Here is a 19292-nt window from a genome sequence, read left to right on the forward strand (position 1 = left end):
GGAAAACGAATGGATTTGATACTCGACCTGCTCGCCACAGCGTCCCGCTGGAGCCGTAGCAATCTGTCTGAAATCGCTCTGGCACTGGTGGGCTGCCTGCTGGTGTTGTTTGGCGCCGATATCAAAGGCTGGGTCGACCAACGCCTGGGCAGCATCGCCGGCGCCTTGCGCGTCCCGCTGATGGCCCTGCTGTGCATGATCGGCAGCGGCGTCGCGCTGATCTACGCCACGCCGTGGATCATCAAAGGCCTGAGCCAGTTCAACAACTACAGCCTGGCGCCGGTGTTGTTGGTGGTGCTGGTGCTCATCGGCGTTGTCGCCGACCGCCGCTGAATGTCGAAACACCACAAAACAACTGTGGGAGCGAGCCTGCTCGCGAAGGCGTCATAACATTCAACATCATCGTTGAATGTCAGACCGCTTTCGCGAGCAGGCTCGCTCCCACAGTTTTTATTGCGTTATGGCTTAGGACTGTTTTTCGAACTTCAGGTCCCACACGCCATGCCCAAGACGTTCGCCGCGGCGTTCGAACTTGGTGATCGGGCGCTCGGCCGGGCGCGGGACGCATTTGCCGTCTTCGGCCAGATTGCGATAACCCGGCGCAACGTTCATCACTTCCAGCATGTATTCGGCGTACGGTTCCCAGTCGGTGGCCATGTGTAGCACGCCGCCGACCTTCAACTTGCTGCGCACCAGTTCAGCGAACGACGCCTGAACGATACGGCGCTTGTGGTGGCGACTCTTGTGCCACGGGTCCGGGAAAAACAGCATCAGGCGATCGAGGCTGTTGTCGGCCACGCAGCGGTTGAGCACTTCGATCGCGTCGCAATCGTAGACGCGCAGGTTGGTCAGCCCCTGAGTCAGCACGCCATTGAGCAGCGCGCCAACACCCGGACGGTGTACTTCCACGCCGATGAAATCCTGCTCCGGCGAAGCCGCGGCCATTTCCAGCAGCGAATGGCCCATGCCGAAACCGATTTCCAGCGAGCGCGGCGCCGAGCGGCCGAACACCTGGTCGAAGTCCACCGGCGAATTGGCCAGAGGCAGCACGAACAGCGGTGTGCCCTGCTCCAGACCGCGTTGCTGGCCTTCGGTCATGCGCCCGGCGCGCATCACGAAACTCTTGATGCGGCGGTGTTGGCGCTCGTCGCCTTCTTCCGTCTGGATAGGCGTGTCGTTTGATTCAGTCATCAATGGCTCTTACTTGATCAGACCATCCAGCGGCGAGGAGGCGCTGGCATAGAGTTTTTTCGGCATGCGGCCGGCGAGGTAGGCCAAACGACCTGCAACGATGGCGTGCTTCATGGCTTCAGCCATCATGATCGGCTGCTGGGCGTGGGCGATGGCCGAGTTCATCAGCACCGCTTCGCAACCCAGCTCCATGGCGATGGTGGCGTCGGAAGCGGTACCGACACCGGCATCCACCAACACAGGAATCTTGGCTTCTTCGAGTATGATCTGCAGGTTGTACGGGTTGCAGATCCCAAGGCCTGTACCGATCAGACCGGCCAGCGGCATGACCGCGATGCAGCCGATTTCCGCCAATTGACGGGCGATGATCGGGTCATCACTGGTGTAAACCATCACATCGAAACCTTCCTTGACCAGCACTTCGGCGGCCTTGAGGGTTTCGATCACGTTAGGGAACAGGGTTTTCTGGTCCGCCAGCACTTCCAGCTTCACCAGGTTGTGGCCGCCGAGCAGCTCACGGGCCAGGCGGCAGGTGCGCACAGCCTCTGTAGCGTCGAAGCAACCGGCGGTGTTAGGCAGGAAGGTGTAGCGATCCGGCGACAGGACTTCGAGCAGGTTCGGTTCGCCCGGATTCTGGCCGAGGTTGGTGCGGCGCACGGCGAATGTGACGATCTCGGCACCCGAGGCTTCGATGGCCAGGCGGGTTTCTTCCATGTCGCGGTACTTGCCGGTGCCTACCAGCAAACGCGACTGGTAAGTACGACCGGCCAGGACGAAGGGCTTGTCGCTACGAACGATGCTCATGGGAAATCCTCTGTAGGGGTGAGGTTCTTGCAGAATTCTATGCCCTTATGGGCCGGGCGACTAGCCGCCGCCGATGGCGTGAACGACTTCGACTGAATCGCCGTCGTTCAGCGTGGTTTCTGCGTGCTGGCTGCGCGGGACGATATCCAGATTGAGTTCGACCGCCACCCGGCGTCCGGTCAGTTCCAGACGGGTCAGCAGGGCCGCAACGGTTTCACCGTCGGGCAGTTCAAGGGATTCGCCGTTCAACTGAATGCGCATGCCGCAAGCCACCATCATTTTTAGGGGCTGGCATTCTAGCCCGATCAGTCTTGGCGACCCAAGCCATTCGTCATGAAATGGACCACCCGGTCAGCTCAACCGCCAGGCGGCAAGCCCCAGGCAGAACCAGCCGACCAGAAAAGCCAGCCCGCCGAAGGGGGTGATGATCCCGAGCTTGCTGACGCCAGTGATGGTCAGCAGGTACAGACTGCCGGAAAACAACAGTATGCCAATGACAAACGATGCACCCGCCCAGGTGATCAGGCGACCGGGAATCTGCGTGGCCAGCAGTGCAATGCCCAGCAAGGCCAAGGTGTGCACCAATTGGTAGGTCACGCCGGTGTGGAAAATCGCCAGGTACTCGGGCGTCAGACGGCTTTTCAAGCCGTGGGCGGCGAACGCGCCAAGGGCAACGCCGGTGAAGCCGAAGAAAGCGGCCAGCATCAGAAAGCCACGCAGCATGAAGAACTCCAGTCAGACTCGATCCACAGGGTCTGTATAATGGCCCGCTCAACGGGTTCGGCCAAGCCATCTCTATGCTGCGTTTATTTTTGCGACGATTCACGAAGGCCCTGCTCTGGTTCGCGGGCGGCAGCGTATTGCTGGTGCTGATCTTTCGCGTGGTACCGCCACCGGGAACGGCGTTGATGGTTGAGCGCAAGGTCGAATCCTGGTTCGACGGCGAGCCCATTGACTTGCAACGCACCTGGAAGCCTTGGGATGAAATCTCCGATGACCTGAAAGTTGCAGTGATTGCCGGCGAAGATCAGAAATTCCCGGAGCATTGGGGTTTTGACTTTGGCGCGATCCAGGCCGCATTGGCTCACAACGAGCTCGGCGGATCGATTCGCGGTGCCAGCACCCTGAGCCAGCAGGTCTCGAAGAATTTGTTCCTGTGGTCCGGCCGCAGCTGGCTGCGCAAAGGCCTGGAAGCCTGGTTTACCGGGCTGATCGAAGTGCTCTGGCCCAAGCAGCGAATTCTCGAGGTGTATCTGAACAGCGTCGAGTGGGATGACGGGGTGTTTGGCGCCGAAGCAGCGGCTCGGCATCACTTTGGCGTCGGCGCTCGTTCGCTGTCCCGGCAGCAGGCCAGTTTGCTGGCTGCGGTGTTGCCTAACCCGCGGGTGTGGAGCGCCAGTCATCCAACCAGCTATGTCGCACGGCGAGCGGGATGGATTCGACAGCAGATGAGTCAGTTGGGTGGGGACAGTTATCTGGCAGGGCTCAATGATTCGCGCCGCGCACCTTGGGCCCAATAGCCGATCACCATCTCCCGAACGAATGAAGATCCCCTGTGGGCGCGAGCCGGCTCCGGGCGGCGTTCCGACGAAAGCGGTCGGTCATTCAACCTATCTATATAGCGACTGGCCTGACGACTTCGCGAGCAGGCTCGCTCCCACATTTGGTTTTGCGGTGGGGCAGGAATAGTGGGCACAAACAAAAACGCCCCGATCAATGATCGGGGCGTTTTTTTATGCCTGCGCGCAGGTTATGCGGCAATCGACAGCTTGAGCTTGTTCATCGCGCTCTTCTCGAGCTGACGAATACGCTCGGCCGACACGTTGTACTTCTGCGCCAGGTCGTGCAGCGTGGCTTTTTCTTCTGCCAGCCAGCGCTGGTAGAGGATGTCACGGCTGCGGTCGTCCAGCACTTCAAGCGCTTCGTGCAGGTTGTGGTTCGAGTTGTCGCTCCAGTCAGCATCTTCCAGTTGACGGGCCGGGTCGTACCGGTGGTCTTCCAGGTAGTTGGCCGGCGATTGGAAAGCACTGTCGTCGTCCGCTTCCGCGGCCGGGTCGAAGGCCATGTCATGGCCGGTCAGGCGACTTTCCATCTCACGCACTTCCCGAGGCTCTACACCGAGGCTTTCCGCCACACGGTGGACTTCCTCGTTGTTCAACCACGCCAGACGTTTCTTCTGGCTGCGCAGGTTGAAGAACAACTTGCGCTGAGCCTTGGTGGTCGCGACTTTCACAATGCGCCAGTTGCGCAGGATGAACTCGTGGATTTCCGCCTTGATCCAGTGCACAGCGAACGAAACCAGACGCACACCCATTTCCGGGTTGAAGCGCTTCACGGCCTTCATCAGGCCGACGTTGCCTTCCTGGATCAGGTCAGCCTGAGCCAGACCGTAGCCGGAATAGCTACGGGCGATATGTACGACAAAACGCAGGTGGGCGAGCACCATCTGCCGAGCCGCCCCCAAATCCTGCTCATAATAGAGACTCTCGGCCAGTTCACGCTCCTGCTCCGGCGTCAGCAATGGAATGCTGTTCACCGTGTGCACATAGGCCTCCAGGTTCGCACCCGGGACCAGAGCATATGCAGGTTGCAAAGAATTGGTCATACGAAAAAACCTCCGACTTACATAACTCGTGCAGTTCAGCACTGCGAAAATTGACCGGAAACCGAAAGACAAGTTCCCATAAACGCTGAAAGGTCAATACGAGCAAAATGATACTACTTAGGCGCAAGCTCCCTCAGGTGGCGTGCGACTGCAATCCATGCACCGATATACCCCAACAGCACCGCGCCAAGCAAGAGCGACAGACCGTCGGCAACTGGCACTCCGGCCAGCGCAAAATCACTGCCGTACAAACCGGCCAGCCCCACCACCGCGTCGTTCAGCCAATCAAGGCCGAACGCCAATACGCCCCAGGAAAGAATCCCCGCACCGAAGCCATAAAGCGCGCCCATATACAGAAAGGGCCTGCGCACATAGCTGTCAGTGCCGCCGACGAGTTTAATCACTTCTATCTCTGTGCGGCGGTTTTCAATATGAAGACGAATGGTATTGCCTATCACCAAAAGTAATGCAGAAACCAGAAGCACGGTCAGACCGAAGACAAAACGGTCACCCAACTTGAGGATGGCTGCCAGACGCTCGACCCAGACTAGATCAAGTTGCGCCTGTTGTACCTTGGGCAACTCGGAAAGTTTTTGTCGTAATGCTTCAAGCGCGGGCTTGTCGACTTCGTTCGGGGTGACCAGAACCACGCCCGGCAGCGGGTTTTCCGGCAGCTCCTTGAGCGCCTCGCCCAGACCGGACTGCTGCTGGAACTCTTCCAGCGCCTGATCGCGGCCGACATATTCAGCATCAGCGACACCAGGCATGCCTTTGATCTGCTCACGCAGCGACTCACCCTCAGCAGGGCTGGCCTCGATTTGCAGGTACAGGGAAATCTGCGCCGCACGCTGCCAGGAACCGCCGAGACGCTCGACGTTACTTAGCAAAAGTGACAGCCCCATCGGCAAACTCAGGGCAACCGCCATCACCATGCAGGTGAAGAAGCTACCGATGGGCTGCTTGCCCAAACGACGCAAGCTATCGAGCAGACTGGCGCGATGACTCTCGACCCAGGCACGAAACAGTGTGGCGAAGTCCGGACCGTCATCATCGTCGCGCTTTTTCTTCTGCGGCGGCTGGTCGGCGGCTTTGGGGGCCACGCGCTCGGAAACCTTGGGGCTGCGTGTCGCACTCATACGCCAGCCTCCCCGTCACCGATCAATCGGCCGCGTTGCAAGGTCAGCATGCGGTGGCGCATGCGGGCGATCAGTGCCAGGTCGTGACTGGCAATCAGCACGCTGGTGCCCAGACGGTTGATGTCTTCGAACACGCCCATGATTTCTGCCGCCAGACGTGGATCGAGGTTACCGGTCGGTTCGTCCGCCAGCAGCAACGCCGGGCGGTGAACGATGGCGCGGGCGATGCCGACGCGCTGTTGCTGACCGGTCGACAGGTCGCCGGGGTACAAATCGGTTTTGTCCGACAGCGCCACGCGCTCCAGCGCCGAATCCACGCGCTTGGCGATCTCCGCTTTGGACAGCCCAAGGATCTGCAAGGGCAGCGCGATGTTGTTGAACACCGTGCGATCGAACAGTAACTGGTGGTTCTGGAACACCACGCCGATCTGCCGGCGCAGGTAAGGAATCTGTGCGTTGCTGATGGTGCTAAGGTCTTGCCCGGCCAGCAGCAATTTGCCGGTGGTCGGACGCTCCATCGCCAGCAGCAGACGCAATAAGGTGCTTTTACCGGCGCCAGAGTGGCCGGTCACAAACAAAAACTCGCCCCGACGGACTCGAAAGCTCAGCTCATGCAAGCCGACGTGACCGTTCGGGTAGCGCTTACCGACCTGTTCGAAACGAATCATGAACGCTCCCGCTCGGCAAACAGTGCCTGGACAAAGGGTTCTGCTTCAAAAGTACGCAAATCATCGATGCCTTCACCGACGCCGATGTAGCGAATCGGCAAGCCAAACTGCTTGGCGAGGGCGAAAATCACCCCGCCTTTGGCGGTGCCGTCGAGCTTGGTCAGCGCCAGGCCGGTCAGTTCGACGGTCTGGTTGAATTGTTTGGCCTGGTTGATCGCGTTCTGGCCCGTACCGGCATCGAGCACCAACAGCACCTCGTGAGGCGCGTCGGCGTCGAGTTTGCTGATCACCCGGCGAACCTTCTTCAGCTCTTCCATCAAATTGTCTTTGGTGTGCAGACGACCGGCGGTGTCGGCGATCAGCACGTCGATGCCACGGGCCTTGGCCGCTTGCACGGCATCGAAGATAACCGAAGCCGAGTCAGCGCCGGTGTGCTGGGCGATGACCGGGATCTTGTTGCGCTCGCCCCAGACCTGCAATTGCTCGACGGCGGCAGCACGGAAGGTATCGCCGGCCGCGAGCATGACTTTCTTGCCTTCGAGCTGCAGCTTCTTCGCCAGTTTGCCGATGGTAGTGGTCTTGCCGGCGCCGTTGACGCCGACGACCAGAATCACGAACGGCTTGTTCTGCGAAGCGATTTTCAGCGGCTGCTCGACCGGCTTGAGCATGGCCGCCAGTTCCGCTTGCAGGGATTTGTACAGCGCGCCGGCATCAGCCAGTTCTTTACGGGCGACCTTCTGGGTCAGATGCTGAATGATCACCGAAGTCGCCTCGACGCCCACATCGGCAGTCAGCAGGCGGGTTTCGATGTCTTCGAGCAGCTCGTCATCGATGATCTTCTTGCCCAGGAACAGGCTGGCCATGCCTTCGCCGATGCTGGCGCTGGTCTTGGACAAGCCTTGTTTCAGGCGGGCGAAGAAACCGGCTTTGGTTTCTTCGGTACGCACAGGCTCGGCAGGCACTTCGACGGGAACGACAGGTGCGGCGGCAACGGGAGCAACGACCGGGGCCGGCGCATGAACAACAGGGGCAGCCGGGGCAACGTATGCGGGCACCACAGGTTCTGGAACAACCGGTTCAGGCTCGGCCACCACCACTGGCGCGACAACCGGCTCAACCACGGGTGGCTGAACGGGCTCAGGAGCAAACGCAATCGGCGCCGGAATCGGCGGCGTTATATGGGGCGCCAGCTCATCTTCGACCAATGCCACAGGCTCTTCTGCCACTGGCAACGTCAGCCATGGCTCGGCAACGGGTGTCAGCGGCACCTGGGCCACGACTTCGGCGACAACATCAGGCTCAGGCTCGGTGACCGGTTGCAGCACCGGCTCGGCGATCGGCAGGACTATCGGCGCAAGCTCTTCTTCTATTACCGGCGCAGGCGTGGGCTCAGGAAGTGGCTGTGGCTGTTCGACGACGGGTTCCTGCGGCTTTTTGCGCAGCCATCCGAACAGGCTTTTCTTCTCACCAGCCGCAGCTGGGGCTTTCTTGTCGTCGTTGGAACCAAACATGGATGACGGCTATCTCACGGTAGCGACGCGCCAAAGGGCGCCTCGGCAAATAAATATTCGATGCAGAACAGACTGCGATTGACCCAGCTTGTTCACGCGCAACATTTTGTCGAGGTGCAAACAGCACCTCAAAGGTCGACTAATACGAAGGACTGGAACGGCATCGTCGGCGAAAACGCAGAGTTTAGCTGACAAACTCAAAGCTTCCGCCGTAAACCCAAACAACCTGCTGACCGATCAAAGGCCTGATAGGCGTGGCCGCCAGTAAAACGGATCAGTATCCTAGCACCCTCTCGCCCGCCGACGCTAAGACCAAGCGGGCAGCCCCAAAGGTTTAAAAACGAATGAATGCTCTAGCCCGCCGCGCTGCAGGCCTGCTGCTCAGCACAGTTTGTCTGCCCCTCTCGGCCCTGGCTGCCGATCCACAACCCACCCACGAATTCACCCTCGATAACGGCCTGAAGGTCGTCGTGCGCGAAGACCATCGTGCGCCGGTGGTGGTTTCCCAAGTCTGGTACAAGGTCGGCTCTAGCTACGAGACCCCGGGTCAGACCGGTTTGTCCCACGCGCTGGAACACATGATGTTCAAGGGCAGCGAGAAAGTCGGCCCCGGCGAAGCTTCGCTGATCCTGCGCGACCTCGGCGCCGAAGAGAACGCGTTCACCAGCGACGACTTCACGGCTTATTACCAAGTGCTGGCCCGTGACCGTCTGGGCGTGGCCTTCGAGCTGGAAGCCGACCGCATGGCCAGTCTGCGTCTGCCGGCTGACGAGTTCGCCCGCGAGATCGAAGTCATTAAAGAAGAACGTCGCCTGCGCACCGACGACAAGCCGATGTCCAAGGCTTACGAACGCTTCAAGGCCATGGCCTACCCGGCCAGCGGTTACCACACGCCGACCATCGGCTGGATGGCTGACCTGGACCGCATGAAAGTCGAAGAGCTGCGCCACTGGTACCAATCCTGGTACGTGCCGAACAATGCCACGTTGGTGGTGGTGGGCGACGTGACCCCGGACGAGGTCAAAGCCCTGGCTCAGCGCTACTTCGGCCCGATCGCCAAACGTGATGTGCCGCCAGCGAAAATCCCGCTGGAACTGGCCGAACCCGGCGAGCGGCAGATCACCCTGCATGTGCAGACCCAACTGCCGAGCCTGATGCTGGGTTTCAACGTACCAAGCATCGCCACCGCCGAAGACAAACGCTCGGTCAACGCCTTGCGCCTGATCTCCGCCCTGCTCGACGGCGGCTACAGCGGCCGTATCCCGACGCAACTGGAGCGCGGCGAAGAGCTGGTGTCCGGCGGCTCATCGAGCTACGACGCCTACACCCGGGGCGACAGCCTGTTCACCTTGTCGGCAACGCCCAACACCCAGAAAAACAAAACCATGGCCCAGGCTGAAGCTGGCCTGTGGAAGCTGCTCGAACAGCTGAAAACCACCGCGCCGTCCGCTGAAGAACTGGAACGCGTGCGCGCACAGGTCATTGCCGGCCTGGTTTACGAGCGTGACTCGATCACCAGCCAGGCCACCGCCATTGGCCAACTGGAAACTGTTGGCCTGTCGTGGAAGCTGATGGACACCGAACTCGCTGACCTGGAAAGCGTGACCCCGCAAGACATCCAGAAAGCCGCCAAGCTGTATTTCACCCGCGAACGTCTCAGCGTCGCCCATGTATTGCCGGAGGAGACGACTCATGAGTGAGCATAAAAAACCGCGCCTGGCGCTGATGGGCCTGATCGCCGTCGCATTGATCGGGTCTGCCGCGTTTTACTTTTCAAAGACCGACGAATCCAAGGCCAGCGAAGCCCTCGACAAGGCCAAGGCCAGCCAGAAACTGCAATCACTGGCCGAACTCGACGGTAAAGCGCCAAGCCACCGCACCCTGGACGTGCAGACCTGGAAAACCGCCGAAGGCGCCAAGGTGCTGTTCGTTGAAGCCCGCGAGTTGCCGATGTTCGATATGCGCCTGATCTTCGCCGCCGGCAGCAGCCAGGATGGCGACGCACCTGGCCTCTCCGTGCTGACCAACGCCATGCTCAACGAAGGTGTGGCCGGCAAAGATGTTGGCGCCATCGCTCAGGGCTTCGAAGGCCTGGGCGCAGACTTTGGCAACGGCGCATTTAAGGACATGGCATTGGCGTCCCTGCGCAGCCTCAGTGCCGCGGACAAACGCGAACCGGCCCTGAAGTTGTTCTCCGAAGTCGTCGGCAAACCGACCTTCCCGGCCGATTCCTTTGCGCGCATCAAGAACCAGATGCTCGCCGGTTTCGAGTACCAGAAGCAGAACCCGGGCAAACTCGCGAGCCTGGAGCTGATGAACCGTCTGTACGGCGACCACCCGTACGCGCACTCCAGCGACGGCACGGCGAAAACCGTTCCAGCCATCACACTGGCTCAACTGAAGGCGTTCCATGAGAAAGCCTACGCGGCCGGCAACGTGGTGATTGCACTGGTGGGCGACCTGTCTCGCTCCGAGGCTGAGGCGATTGCTGCGCAAGTCTCCAGCGCGCTGCCAAAGGGCCCGGAGCTGGTGAGAATCCCGCAACCGGAGGAACCGAAAGCCAGCATCGGCCACATCGAGTTCCCATCCAAGCAGACCAACCTGATGCTCGCGCAATTGGGCATCGACCGTGACGACCCGGACTACGCGGCACTGTCCATGGGCAACCAGATTCTTGGCGGCGGTGGCTTCGGCACCCGGTTGATGAGCGAAGTGCGCGAGAAGCGTGGTTTGACTTACGGCGTGTATTCGGGCTTCACCCCGATGCAGGCTCGCGGCCCGTTCATGATCAACCTGCAAACCCGCGCCGAGATGAGCGAAGGCACGCTGAAACTGGTGCAGGACGTGCTCGCCGACTACCTTAAAACCGGCCCGACCGAGAAGGAACTCGACGACGCCAAGCGTGAACTGGCCGGCAGCTTCCCGTTGTCCACCGCCAGCAACGCCGATATCGTTGGCCAACTCGGCGCCATGGGTTTCTACAACCTGCCGCTGAGTTATCTGGATGACTTTATGCGTGAGTCCCAGAGCCTGACGGTCGAGCAGGTCAAAACTGCACTGAACAAACACTTGAGCACGGACAAAATGGTCATCGTCAGCGCTGGCCCGACCGTGCCGCAAAAGCCGTTACCGGCCCCCACTGATAAACCTGCCGAGCAACCGCTCGGGGTTCCGGAGCATTAATGGCCACTCGTCCTAAAAAACCCGTTCACAACGTCCATAACGGCGTGAACCAATTGCGCATCATCGGCGGTGAATGGGGCAGCCGAAAGCTGAGTTTCCCGGATGCACCGGGCCTGCGTCCGACGCCGGACCGGGTGCGTGAAACCCTGTTCAACTGGCTCGCGCCGTATGTTGCGGGCGCCAAGGTGCTCGATCCGTTCGCCGGCAGCGGGGCGTTGTTCCTCGAAGCCTTGTCCCGTGGCGCGGCGATGGGTCAGGCGTTGGATGCCAGTAACATCGCGGTCGCCAGCATCAAGGAACATCTGGGCACGCTGCGCTGCACGACCGGCCAGATTCAGACCGCCGATGCCCTGCGCTACCTGGAAACCCAGACAGCGACTGCTTACGACCTGGTGTTCCTCGACCCGCCCTTCAACCAGAACCTGTTGCCGGGCGTTTGCGCATTGCTCGAAGAGCGTCAGTGGCTGGCCGACGAAGCGTGGATCTACACTGAAAGCGAGAATGCGCCATCGAGCCTTGGCTTGCCAGGCAACTGGCGCCTGCACCGGGAGCAGAAATCCGGGCGGGTGTATTACGCGTTGTGGCAACGTATGGCAGAGATTGCCGGTTAATCAACCGGCCTGAAAAAGGTGCGCGCCTCAAACGAGGCTCGCACCGCTGCATCGAGAACCATCGTGCCCCATCCGCCAGAACGCTTCACCCCCGCCTTCGGCCTCGGCAACCCGCACTTGCAAACCTTGTGGGGACCGCTGTGGCGCAAAACCACGCACATCGAACGCCAGCGCGAACGCTTGTGGCTTGAGGATGGAGACTTTCTCGATCTCGACTGGCACGGCCCGCACAGCGCCGATGCGCCACTGGTGCTGGTGTTGCACGGCCTGACTGGTTCTTCCAATTCGCCTTATGTGGCCGGGGTGCAGAAAGCACTGGGTGCCCAAGGCTGGGCCAGCGTCGCGCTGAACTGGCGCGGCTGTTCGGGCGAGCCGAATCTGCTGCCACGTAGCTACCATTCCGGTGCCAGTGAAGACCTGGCCGAAACCATCAAACACCTGCGGGCCCAACGACCGCTCGCGCCGTTGTATGCGGTCGGTTATTCCCTGGGTGGCAATGTCTTGCTCAAGCACTTGGGCGAATCCGGCAGTAATAGTGGCGTGGTCGGTGCGGTGGCGGTGTCGGTGCCGTTTCGTCTCGATCAATGCGCCGACCGTATCGGCCAGGGTTTCTCCAAGGTTTATCAAGCGCATTTCATGCGCGAGATGGTGGCCTACATCAAGAACAAGCAGCGACAATTCCAGCATGACGGACGCGAGGATGGACTGGCGGCATTGACCGCGCTGGGCTCGCTGGAGAACATGCGCACGTTCTGGGATTTCGATGGCCGGGTCACCGCGCCGCTGAACGGTTTTGCCGATGCCGAGGATTACTATCGCCGCGCTTCGAGTCGCTATTTCCTGGGCGAGATTCGTACGCCGACTCTGATCATTCAAGCGGCCGATGACCCGTTTGTATTTCCTCATAGCCTGCCGCAAGCCGACGAATTGTCTGCCTGCACTCAATTCGAGTTACAGACCAAGGGTGGGCATGTCGGCTTCGTCGAGGGTTCGTTCAAGCAACCGGGTTACTACCTGGAACGTCGCATCCCACAGTGGCTGACCGCCGTGGGTCGCCAGTAAAGCCATGGACGTCGATCAGGGCGAGTCGATCCGATTCTGGCAAACAGCGCCGTTGGCCGGCGTCGAGTTATTGTCCGCGCGCTACATCGAACACCGTTTCGCGCCCCATGTGCATGACGGTTACGTGATCGGCATGATCATGGCCGGCGCCCAGCGCTATCGCTACCGCGGTGCCGAACACCTGGCGGGCAGCGGCACGCTGGTGTTGATCAATCCGGACGAACTGCACACTGGCCATAAAGGCACGGAGGATGGTTGGTTGTATCGGGCGTTTTATCCCGACACCGGGCAGATTCTGTCGCTACTCGATGAACTGGAACTACCCACCAACAACTTGCCGGCGTTCGGTGCGACGTTGTATCGCGATCCAGATCTGGTGAAGGGTTTCTGCCAGCTGCATCGTCTACTGGAAAGTCCATCCACTGCCCTGCAACAACAAACGGTCTGGCGGGAAATGATGCTGTCGCTGTTGCAACGGCACGCGACCGTGCCGATTGCCGGCAAGCCGGGCAAAGAACATCGGGCGGTGACACTGGCCAAGGATCTGCTGCAAGCACAATTGGCGACGCCCCCCTCGCTGGAAGAACTGGCAGCGGCGGTCAACCTTTCGCCCTTCCACTTCGCCCGGGTGTTCCGCCGCGCTACGGGCATGCCGCCGCACACCTGGCTGATGCAGCAGCGCCTCGCTCGGGCGCGGGCGCTGTTACAGAGCGGTTGCTTGCCGCTGGAAGTGGCGACGCAGTTGGGGTTTGCTGACCAGAGTCATCTGAGTCGGCAATTCAAGCAGGTTTACGGCGTCGGGCCGGGCGCGTATCGCAGCGCCCGGCAACTCCCCGGAAGTTGAGGTCGACACAGGTCCAAATGTGGGAGCGAGCCTTTGTGGCGAGGGGATTTATCCCCGTTCGGCTGCGAAGCAGTCGTAAACCATTGTATGCGGTGTACCTGACACACCGCGGTTTTCGATTTCGGGGCCGCTTCGCAGCCCAACGGGGCGGTGCGACGTTTCGATAAATCCCCTCGCCACAAAGGCTCGCTCCCACATTGGATCTGTGTTTACTCGCCCTTGGCGATGCCGTGTGCGGGATCGTTGATCCACTCACTCCACGAGCCGGCATACAACGATCCCAACGGATAACCCGCCAGACACAGCGCGAACAGGTTGTGGCACGCCGTCACGCCAGAACCGCAGTACGCCACCAGATCGGTCGGCGAACGATCACCAAGCTTCGCAGCAAAGCGCTGCTTGAGCTGATCGGCCGGCAGAAAACGCCCGTCGCTGCCCAGGTTGCCGGTGAACGCCGCGCATTGCGCGCCGGGGATGTGCCCGGCAATCGGGTCGATCGGTTCTACTTCGCCCTTGAAACGCGGCAAGGCGCGGGCATCGAGCAAGGTCAGCGCGGGCTGGCCGAGACGTTGCTGAAGTTGTTCGGCGCTCAAGATCAGCGCGTTGTCCGGCGTCCCCGTGAAGGTGCCACGCTCAATTTCAGGCGCATCAAGACTCAGGGGCAAGCCGGCCGCATGCCAGGCCTTGAGCCCGCCATCCAGAATGAACACGCCGTCACGTTTGCCCAGCCAGGCCAGCAACCACCAGGCCCGCGCCGCGTAGGCACCCGGACCGTCGTCGTACAAAATCACATCGCTGTCGGCGTTAACGCCCCAGGCTTGCAGACGTTCGATCAAGTCTTCAGGTTCAGGCAACGGATGGCGCCCGGTCACACCCTTGACCACTGTCCCGCTCAAATCACGCTCAAGATCGGCAAAGCTCGACCCGGCAATATGCCCTTCGGCATAGCTGCGCTGACCGTAATCCGGGTCTTCGAGGGCAAAACGACAATCCAGAATCACCAGCCCCGGCTGCTCCTTTTTCAGGTCCAACGCTTGCGGGCTGATCAGTTGCGCAATGGGCATAACGGGCTCCTGCGATTTTGGCGATGGTTGATCCTACTGCACTTTCTATCCCACTTCTTCCAGCGCTTGGGCCAGCGGCACGTAAAACTCCTCGAACAACGCATTCACCGCATCGCGAGACTGATCCGTGACAAAACCGGCCTCAAGCACCAGCACCTGATACACCCCACGTTTAATGGCCTGTTCGCTCAGGTGATTGGAATTTTCACGTGTGGTGCACAGAAAACGCACCCAGGACGTCAGGATGATCCAGGCATTGAGCGTCAGGGATTCGATCTGAACCTTGTCCATTTGCAGGATGCCGGCCTCGACGAAGCCCGCGTAGATGTGCGTGCCATGGATCAGACAGCGTTGGGAAAAGCGCCGATAACGGGCGGCCAGCTCTGGATCACTGTCGAGCAAATGTTCCAGATCGCGGTGCAAAAACCGGTAGCGCCACATGGCGGCCAGCAATTCCTGGAGGTAGAAACGCTTGTCTTCAACCGTGGCGGCGCGGCCCTGGGGCGGGCGCAGGAAGCTGTCCACCAGGCTTTCGTACTCACTGAACAGCACGGCGATGATCGCCTGCTTGTTGGGGAAGTGGTAGTACAGGTTGCCCGGGGAAATTTCCATGTGGGCCGCAATGTGGTTGGTGCTGATGCTGCGTTCGCCCTGCTGATTGAACAGCTCCAGGCTGTTCTGCACGATGCGCTCGCTGGTTTTGATCCGAGGGGCCATGGCTTGGGCTTTAATTCAGAATGCGTTGACGAGCATCTTACGACCTAACCGCGAGCGGATAAAACAAAGCTGCACCATGGTGTCATTTGACCTTATAGAGCATAGACTCTAAAAAGTTCCTCATTACAATAAATCCGGAGCCTACCATGACTGCTGACATCACCTACCTGCAGAACCTGCAGCAGCCCCTGGAAGAGCTCCAGACCCTGTTCGACGCCCAACGCGCGGCGTATGCCGCCAACCCGATGCCGCCCGCAGCCCAGCGCCAGCAATGGCTAAAAGCCCTGCGGGATCTGTTGAGCAATGAGCGTCAGGCACTGATCGATGCCATCAGCCAGGATTTCAGCCATCGCAGCGCCGATGAAACCCTGCTCGCCGAACTCATGCCCAGCCTGCACGGCATTCACTACGCCAGTCAGCACCTCAAAGGCTGGATGAAGGCGTCGAAGCGCAAGGTCGGGGTTGCCTTTCAACCCGCGGCGGCCAAAGTCGTTTATCAACCTTTGGGTGTGGTCGGGGTGATCGTGCCGTGGAACTACCCGCTGTATCTGGCCATCGGGCCATTGGTAGGTGCGTTGTCGGCAGGCAATCGGGTGATGCTCAAGCTCAGCGAGTCGACCCCCGCCACCGGTTTGTTGCTCAAGGAACTGCTGGGCCGAATCTTCCCGCAAGACCTGGTCTGCGTGGTACTGGGCGAAGCCGATATCGGCGTAGCGTTCTCTAAATTGCGTTTCGATCACCTGCTGTTCACCGGCGCCACCAGCATCGGCAAACACGTGATGCGTGCGGCGGCCGAGAACCTGACCCCGGTGACCCTCGAACTCGGCGGCAAATCCCCGGCCATCGTGTCGCGCGACGTGCCGCTCAAGGACGCTGCCGAACGCATCGCCTTCGGCAAGACGCTCAACGCCGGACAGACCTGCGTGGCCCCGGACTATGTGCTGGTGCCGGAAGATCGCGTAGGCGCTTTCGTCGAAGCCTATCGTCAGGCGGTTCGCGGGTTTTATCCGACTTTGACCGATAACCCGGACTACACAGCGATCATCAATGACCGGCAATTGGCGCGCCTCAACGGCTACATCAGCGACGCTACCAGCAAGGGCGCGCTGCTGATTCCGTTGTTCGACAAGGGCCAGGGCCGCCGCATGAGTCACAGCCTGCTGCTCAACGTCAGCAACGACATGATGGTGATGCAGGACGAAATCTTCGGCCCGCTGTTGCCGATCGTTCCCTACAAGGATCTGGATCAGGCCTTTGCCTACATCAACCAACGACCTCGCCCACTGGCCCTGTATTACTTCGGCTACGACAAGCGTGAGCAACACCGCGTACTTCACGAAACCCATTCCGGCGGTGTGTGCCTGAACGACACCCTGCTGCACGTCGCTCAGGACGACATGCCATTCGGCGGTATCGGCGCCTCCGGCATGGGCCATTACCACGGCCACGAAGGTTTTCTGACCTTCAGCAAAGCCAAAGGTGTGCTGATCAAACAGCGGTTCAATGCGGCGAAATTGATCTACCCGCCGTACGGCAAATCCATTCAGAAGCTGATTCAGAAGCTGTTTATCCGCTAACGATCACCACCACCGGGTAATAACAATAATGAGCCCAAGTCTGTCCGACACACCCGCGCTGTCACGGCGCGGCTTGCTTAAATTCAGCCTGGGAGCCAGCGCTTTTCTCGTCACCGCCGGTTTGGGAGCGAGCCTCAGCGGCTGCTCATCGAGCCTGCCGGCCAACGGTTTCGCGATTCTGCGCAGCGGTGACTTGCTGTTTCTGCGGGCACTGATTCCGGTGATGCTCGACGGCGCTGTGGCCGTCGAAAAAATGCCGTCGGCCGTCGCTGAAACCCTGCACTGCCTGGATAACGGCCTGAATCATCTGTCGCCGGAAATGCTCAAGTTGACCCGGCAGTTATTCGATGTGCTGGGAATGAGCATCACCCGCGGCCCACTGACCGGGATCTGGGGCAGTTGGGAAAATGCCAGCAGTGAGGAGATCAGGCACTTTCTGGATCGCTGGGAAAACAGCTCGTTAAGTCTGCTGCGCATGGGCCACAGCTCGCTGCAGCAGTTGGTAATGATGGCGTGGTACAGCCGGGCGGAGTCGTGGGCGCATTGCGGGTATCCCGGACCGCCTACGGTTTGAAACCGTGTCGCACCCTTCGCGAGCAGGCTCGCTCCCACAGGGGGCTCGCGATCCATGTGGGAGCGAGCCTGCTCGCGAAGGCGCCAGCCGCCTCACCACTGCACCCAAACCATAACAACAAGAGAGCCTGAAGATGCCCGTACCCGATCCGTTCCGCGAAGGTCTGGCCCGTGGCTGGAAAACCTACAACGGTTCACACCTGACCCGGGACCTGACCGTCGAAACGGACGTGGCGATTATCGGCAGCGGCGCGGGCGGCGGCACCACCGCCGAAATTCTCAGCGCAGCGGGCTACAAGGTATTGCTGATCGAGGAAGGCCCGCTCAAGACCAGCAGCGACTTCAAGATGCTCGAAGACCAGGCCTACACCAGCCTCTATCAGGAAGGTATCGGTCGCATGAGCAAGGACGGCGCGATCACCATCCTTCAGGGCCGGGCGGTGGGCGGCACCACGCTGATCAACTGGACCTCAAGCTTTCGCACGCCGGACCCGACCCTCGACCACTGGGCTAAAGAACACGACGTCAAAGGCCACACGCCGGCCGAGATGGCGCCGTGGTTCGAGAAAATGGAACAACGCCTGGGCGTCGCCCCTTGGTTGATCCCGCCCAACGCCAACAACGACGTGATCCGCAAGGGCTGCGAAAAACTCGGCTACGCCTGGCATGTGATCCCGCGCAACGTGCGTGGTTGCTGGAACCTCGGCTACTGCGGCATGGGTTGCCCGACCAACGCCAAGCAATCGATGCTGGTCACGACCATCCCCGCGACCCTGGAAAAAGGTGGGGAGTTGCTCTATCTGGCTCGCGCCGAAAAGCTCTTGATCGCCGGCGACAAGGTCACAGGCTTGAACTGCGTAGCGATGGACGACCGCTGCGTCGCGCCTACCGGACACACGATCACGGTCAAGGCCCGGCATTACGTGCTGGCTGGCGGCGGGATCAACAGCCCGGCGCTGCTCATGCGCTCCGAGGCACCGGATCCGCACAAACGGCTGGGTAAACGGACTTTTCTACACCTGGTGAACATGTCCGCCGGGTTGTTCGACGAGGTGATCAACCCGTTTTATGGCGCGCCACAGTCGATTTATTCCGACCATTTCCAATGGCAGGACGGCACCACCGGAAAAATGTCTTACAAACTCGAAGTGCCGCCGCTGCACCCGGCGCTTGCGACCACTCTGCTCGGAGGCTTCGGCAAGGAAAATGCCCAGCACATGGAAAACCTGCCCCACACCCACGCCATGTTGGCGTTGCTGCGGGACGGCTTTCACCCGGACAGCCCCGGCGGCAGCGTCGAGTTGCGCGGTGACGGCACGCCAGTGCTCGACTATCAGGTGTCATCTTATGCTTGGGACGGATTGCGTCGGGCGTTCCACAGTATGGCCGAAATCCAGTTCGCGGGCGGTGCCAAAGCGGTGATGCCAATGCACGCCGATGCTCGCTACGTGAAAACCCTGGCCGAAGCGCGCACGCTGATCGACGGCCTGAGCCTTGAGCTGTATCGCACACGCCTGGGCAGCGCCCATGTGATGGGCGGTTGTGCCATGGGTGAAGAGCCGAAAAATGCCGTGACCGACAGCCTCGGCCGGCATCACCAACTCAGCAATCTGTCGATCCACGATGGCTCGCTGTTCCCCACCAGCATTGGCGCAAACCCGCAATTGTCGGTCTACGGGCTGACGGCGCAGCTGGCAACTTCTTTGGCCGAACGTTTGAAAAACCCATGAAAATGGAGAATATTCC

General features: G+C 60.4%; 20 protein-coding genes. 10 read left to right on the forward strand and 10 right to left on the reverse strand.

From position 1 onward, the window contains the following. The first annotated feature begins 9 nt into the window (after window positions 1–9). Complete coding sequence (locus tag ACYZTW_RS31425) at window positions 10–333, forward strand: DUF3392 domain-containing protein (protein WP_046045220.1); 324 nt, start codon at window positions 10–12, stop codon at window positions 331–333. A 132-nt stretch (window positions 334–465) separates the two neighbouring features. Here ACYZTW_RS31425 and trmB read toward each other — a convergent pair whose 3' ends face one another. The 4 genes from trmB to ACYZTW_RS31445 all read right to left on the reverse strand — a co-directional run bounded on the left by trmB (window position 466) and on the right by ACYZTW_RS31445 (window position 2718). Next, window positions 466–1191: a tRNA (guanosine(46)-N7)-methyltransferase TrmB gene (trmB, locus tag ACYZTW_RS31430; RefSeq protein WP_462003105.1), complete on the reverse strand. Its 726-nt coding sequence runs from the start codon at window positions 1189–1191 to the stop codon at window positions 466–468. Window positions 1192–1200: 9 nt separating this feature from the next. Next, complete coding sequence (locus tag ACYZTW_RS31435; RefSeq protein WP_007897902.1) at window positions 1201–1995, reverse strand: thiazole synthase; 795 nt, start codon at window positions 1993–1995, stop codon at window positions 1201–1203. 60 nt (window positions 1996–2055) lie between these two features. Continuing rightward, window positions 2056–2256, reverse strand: a complete 201-nt coding sequence (gene thiS / locus ACYZTW_RS31440) for a sulfur carrier protein ThiS (RefSeq protein ID WP_007897898.1) — start codon at window positions 2254–2256, stop codon at window positions 2056–2058. Window positions 2257–2346: 90 nt separating this feature from the next. Then, window positions 2347–2718 (reverse strand): DUF423 domain-containing protein, encoded by a 372-nt coding sequence (locus ACYZTW_RS31445; protein ID WP_462003106.1) that lies wholly within the window; start codon window positions 2716–2718, stop codon window positions 2347–2349. A gap of 74 nt (window positions 2719–2792) precedes the next feature. Between ACYZTW_RS31445 and mtgA the strand changes: the two genes are divergently transcribed. Beyond that, the gene (gene mtgA / locus ACYZTW_RS31450; RefSeq protein ID WP_462003107.1) at window positions 2793–3515 is read left to right on the forward strand and encodes a monofunctional biosynthetic peptidoglycan transglycosylase; all 723 of its coding nucleotides are present in this window, start codon (window positions 2793–2795) and stop codon (window positions 3513–3515) included. Between the two features lie 230 nt (window positions 3516–3745). Here mtgA and rpoH read toward each other — a convergent pair whose 3' ends face one another. The 4 genes from rpoH to ftsY all read right to left on the reverse strand — a co-directional run bounded on the left by rpoH (window position 3746) and on the right by ftsY (window position 7915). Beyond that, window positions 3746–4600: an RNA polymerase sigma factor RpoH gene (gene rpoH, locus ACYZTW_RS31455; RefSeq protein WP_007897890.1), complete on the reverse strand. Its 855-nt coding sequence runs from the start codon at window positions 4598–4600 to the stop codon at window positions 3746–3748. Window positions 4601–4713: 113 nt separating this feature from the next. Then, complete coding sequence (ftsX, locus tag ACYZTW_RS31460) at window positions 4714–5736, reverse strand: permease-like cell division protein FtsX (protein WP_123368502.1); 1023 nt, start codon at window positions 5734–5736, stop codon at window positions 4714–4716. Beyond that, window positions 5733–6404, reverse strand: a complete 672-nt coding sequence (gene ftsE / locus ACYZTW_RS31465; protein WP_008152655.1) for a cell division ATP-binding protein FtsE — start codon at window positions 6402–6404, stop codon at window positions 5733–5735. The genes ftsX and ftsE overlap by 4 nt, the downstream gene beginning before the upstream one ends. Continuing rightward, on the reverse strand, window positions 6401–7915 hold the full coding sequence (gene ftsY, locus ACYZTW_RS31470; RefSeq protein ID WP_462003108.1) for a signal recognition particle-docking protein FtsY: 1515 nt from the start codon (window positions 7913–7915) through the stop codon (window positions 6401–6403). The genes ftsE and ftsY overlap by 4 nt, the downstream gene beginning before the upstream one ends. 344 nt (window positions 7916–8259) lie before the next feature. Here ftsY and ACYZTW_RS31475 point away from each other — a divergent pair, with 344 nt between their 5' ends. The 5 genes from ACYZTW_RS31475 (at window position 8260) to ACYZTW_RS31495 (ending at window position 13615) form a co-directional block, all read left to right on the forward strand. Beyond that, a complete protein-coding gene (locus ACYZTW_RS31475; protein WP_462003109.1) occupies window positions 8260–9615 on the forward strand; it encodes a M16 family metallopeptidase in 1356 nt (451 codons plus the stop codon). Next, the gene (locus ACYZTW_RS31480) at window positions 9608–11098 is read left to right on the forward strand and encodes a M16 family metallopeptidase (RefSeq protein ID WP_462003110.1); all 1491 of its coding nucleotides are present in this window, start codon (window positions 9608–9610) and stop codon (window positions 11096–11098) included. The genes ACYZTW_RS31475 and ACYZTW_RS31480 overlap by 8 nt, the downstream gene beginning before the upstream one ends. Further along, window positions 11098–11709 carry a 16S rRNA (guanine(966)-N(2))-methyltransferase RsmD gene (gene rsmD, locus ACYZTW_RS31485; RefSeq protein WP_033060498.1) on the forward strand — a complete coding sequence of 204 codons (612 nt, stop codon included), beginning with the start codon at window positions 11098–11100 and terminating at the stop codon, window positions 11707–11709. Before ACYZTW_RS31480 ends, rsmD begins: the two co-directional genes overlap by 1 nt. A 63-nt stretch (window positions 11710–11772) precedes the next feature. After that, on the forward strand, window positions 11773–12771 hold the full coding sequence (locus tag ACYZTW_RS31490) for a hydrolase (protein WP_462003111.1): 999 nt from the start codon (window positions 11773–11775) through the stop codon (window positions 12769–12771). A gap of 4 nt (window positions 12772–12775) precedes the next feature. Next, a complete protein-coding gene (locus ACYZTW_RS31495) occupies window positions 12776–13615 on the forward strand; it encodes an AraC family transcriptional regulator (protein WP_462003112.1) in 840 nt (279 codons plus the stop codon). 209 nt (window positions 13616–13824) lie between these two features. Here ACYZTW_RS31495 and ACYZTW_RS31500 read toward each other — a convergent pair whose 3' ends face one another. Both ACYZTW_RS31500 and ACYZTW_RS31505 read right to left on the reverse strand, forming a co-directional pair. Continuing rightward, entirely contained in the window at window positions 13825–14679 is an 855-nt protein-coding gene (locus tag ACYZTW_RS31500) for a sulfurtransferase (RefSeq protein ID WP_462003113.1), read from the reverse strand. Between the two features lie 45 nt (window positions 14680–14724). Beyond that, window positions 14725–15396, reverse strand: a complete 672-nt coding sequence (locus tag ACYZTW_RS31505) for a TetR/AcrR family transcriptional regulator (RefSeq protein ID WP_134098681.1) — start codon at window positions 15394–15396, stop codon at window positions 14725–14727. 146 nt (window positions 15397–15542) lie between these two features. On the opposite strand from ACYZTW_RS31505, the gene ACYZTW_RS31510 reads away from it, so the two are divergent. The 3 genes from ACYZTW_RS31510 (at window position 15543) to ACYZTW_RS31520 (ending at window position 19276) form a co-directional block, all read left to right on the forward strand. Continuing rightward, window positions 15543–16973 carry a coniferyl aldehyde dehydrogenase gene (locus ACYZTW_RS31510; protein WP_462003114.1) on the forward strand — a complete coding sequence of 477 codons (1431 nt, stop codon included), beginning with the start codon at window positions 15543–15545 and terminating at the stop codon, window positions 16971–16973. 28 nt (window positions 16974–17001) lie between these two features. Beyond that, window positions 17002–17547, forward strand: a complete 546-nt coding sequence (locus tag ACYZTW_RS31515; protein ID WP_462003115.1) for a twin-arginine translocation pathway signal protein — start codon at window positions 17002–17004, stop codon at window positions 17545–17547. A 133-nt stretch (window positions 17548–17680) separates the two neighbouring features. Beyond that, on the forward strand, window positions 17681–19276 hold the full coding sequence (locus ACYZTW_RS31520; RefSeq protein WP_462003116.1) for a GMC family oxidoreductase: 1596 nt from the start codon (window positions 17681–17683) through the stop codon (window positions 19274–19276). Window positions 19277–19292 lie beyond the last annotated feature (16 nt).

This window comes from Pseudomonas sp. LB3P25 (genome assembly GCF_054897985.1).

What these genes read in the sequence shown, in the direction of transcription:
- ftsE (WP_008152655.1), bottom strand. Translation starts at nt 6,404, where the DNA reads ATGATTCGTTTCGAACAGGTCGGTAAGCGCTACCCGAACGGTCACGTC.
- ACYZTW_RS31425 (WP_046045220.1), top strand. Translation starts at nt 10, where the DNA reads ATGGATTTGATACTCGACCTGCTCGCCACAGCGTCCCGCTGGAGCCGT.
- ACYZTW_RS31495 (WP_462003112.1), top strand. Translation starts at nt 12,776, where the DNA reads ATGGACGTCGATCAGGGCGAGTCGATCCGATTCTGGCAAACAGCGCCG.
- ACYZTW_RS31480 (WP_462003110.1), top strand. Translation starts at nt 9,608, where the DNA reads ATGAGTGAGCATAAAAAACCGCGCCTGGCGCTGATGGGCCTGATCGCC.
- ACYZTW_RS31510 (WP_462003114.1), top strand. Translation starts at nt 15,543, where the DNA reads ATGACTGCTGACATCACCTACCTGCAGAACCTGCAGCAGCCCCTGGAA.
- trmB (WP_462003105.1), bottom strand. Translation starts at nt 1,191, where the DNA reads ATGACTGAATCAAACGACACGCCTATCCAGACGGAAGAAGGCGACGAG.
- rpoH (WP_007897890.1), bottom strand. Translation starts at nt 4,600, where the DNA reads ATGACCAATTCTTTGCAACCTGCATATGCTCTGGTCCCGGGTGCGAAC.
- ACYZTW_RS31515 (WP_462003115.1), top strand. Translation starts at nt 17,002, where the DNA reads ATGAGCCCAAGTCTGTCCGACACACCCGCGCTGTCACGGCGCGGCTTG.
- mtgA (WP_462003107.1), top strand. Translation starts at nt 2,793, where the DNA reads ATGCTGCGTTTATTTTTGCGACGATTCACGAAGGCCCTGCTCTGGTTC.
- thiS (WP_007897898.1), bottom strand. Translation starts at nt 2,256, where the DNA reads ATGCGCATTCAGTTGAACGGCGAATCCCTTGAACTGCCCGACGGTGAA.
- ACYZTW_RS31475 (WP_462003109.1), top strand. Translation starts at nt 8,260, where the DNA reads ATGAATGCTCTAGCCCGCCGCGCTGCAGGCCTGCTGCTCAGCACAGTT.
- ACYZTW_RS31505 (WP_134098681.1), bottom strand. Translation starts at nt 15,396, where the DNA reads ATGGCCCCTCGGATCAAAACCAGCGAGCGCATCGTGCAGAACAGCCTG.
- ACYZTW_RS31500 (WP_462003113.1), bottom strand. Translation starts at nt 14,679, where the DNA reads ATGCCCATTGCGCAACTGATCAGCCCGCAAGCGTTGGACCTGAAAAAG.
- ACYZTW_RS31445 (WP_462003106.1), bottom strand. Translation starts at nt 2,718, where the DNA reads ATGCTGCGTGGCTTTCTGATGCTGGCCGCTTTCTTCGGCTTCACCGGC.
- ftsX (WP_123368502.1), bottom strand. Translation starts at nt 5,736, where the DNA reads ATGAGTGCGACACGCAGCCCCAAGGTTTCCGAGCGCGTGGCCCCCAAA.
- ACYZTW_RS31435 (WP_007897902.1), bottom strand. Translation starts at nt 1,995, where the DNA reads ATGAGCATCGTTCGTAGCGACAAGCCCTTCGTCCTGGCCGGTCGTACT.
- ACYZTW_RS31520 (WP_462003116.1), top strand. Translation starts at nt 17,681, where the DNA reads ATGCCCGTACCCGATCCGTTCCGCGAAGGTCTGGCCCGTGGCTGGAAA.
- ftsY (WP_462003108.1), bottom strand. Translation starts at nt 7,915, where the DNA reads ATGTTTGGTTCCAACGACGACAAGAAAGCCCCAGCTGCGGCTGGTGAG.
- rsmD (WP_033060498.1), top strand. Translation starts at nt 11,098, where the DNA reads ATGGCCACTCGTCCTAAAAAACCCGTTCACAACGTCCATAACGGCGTG.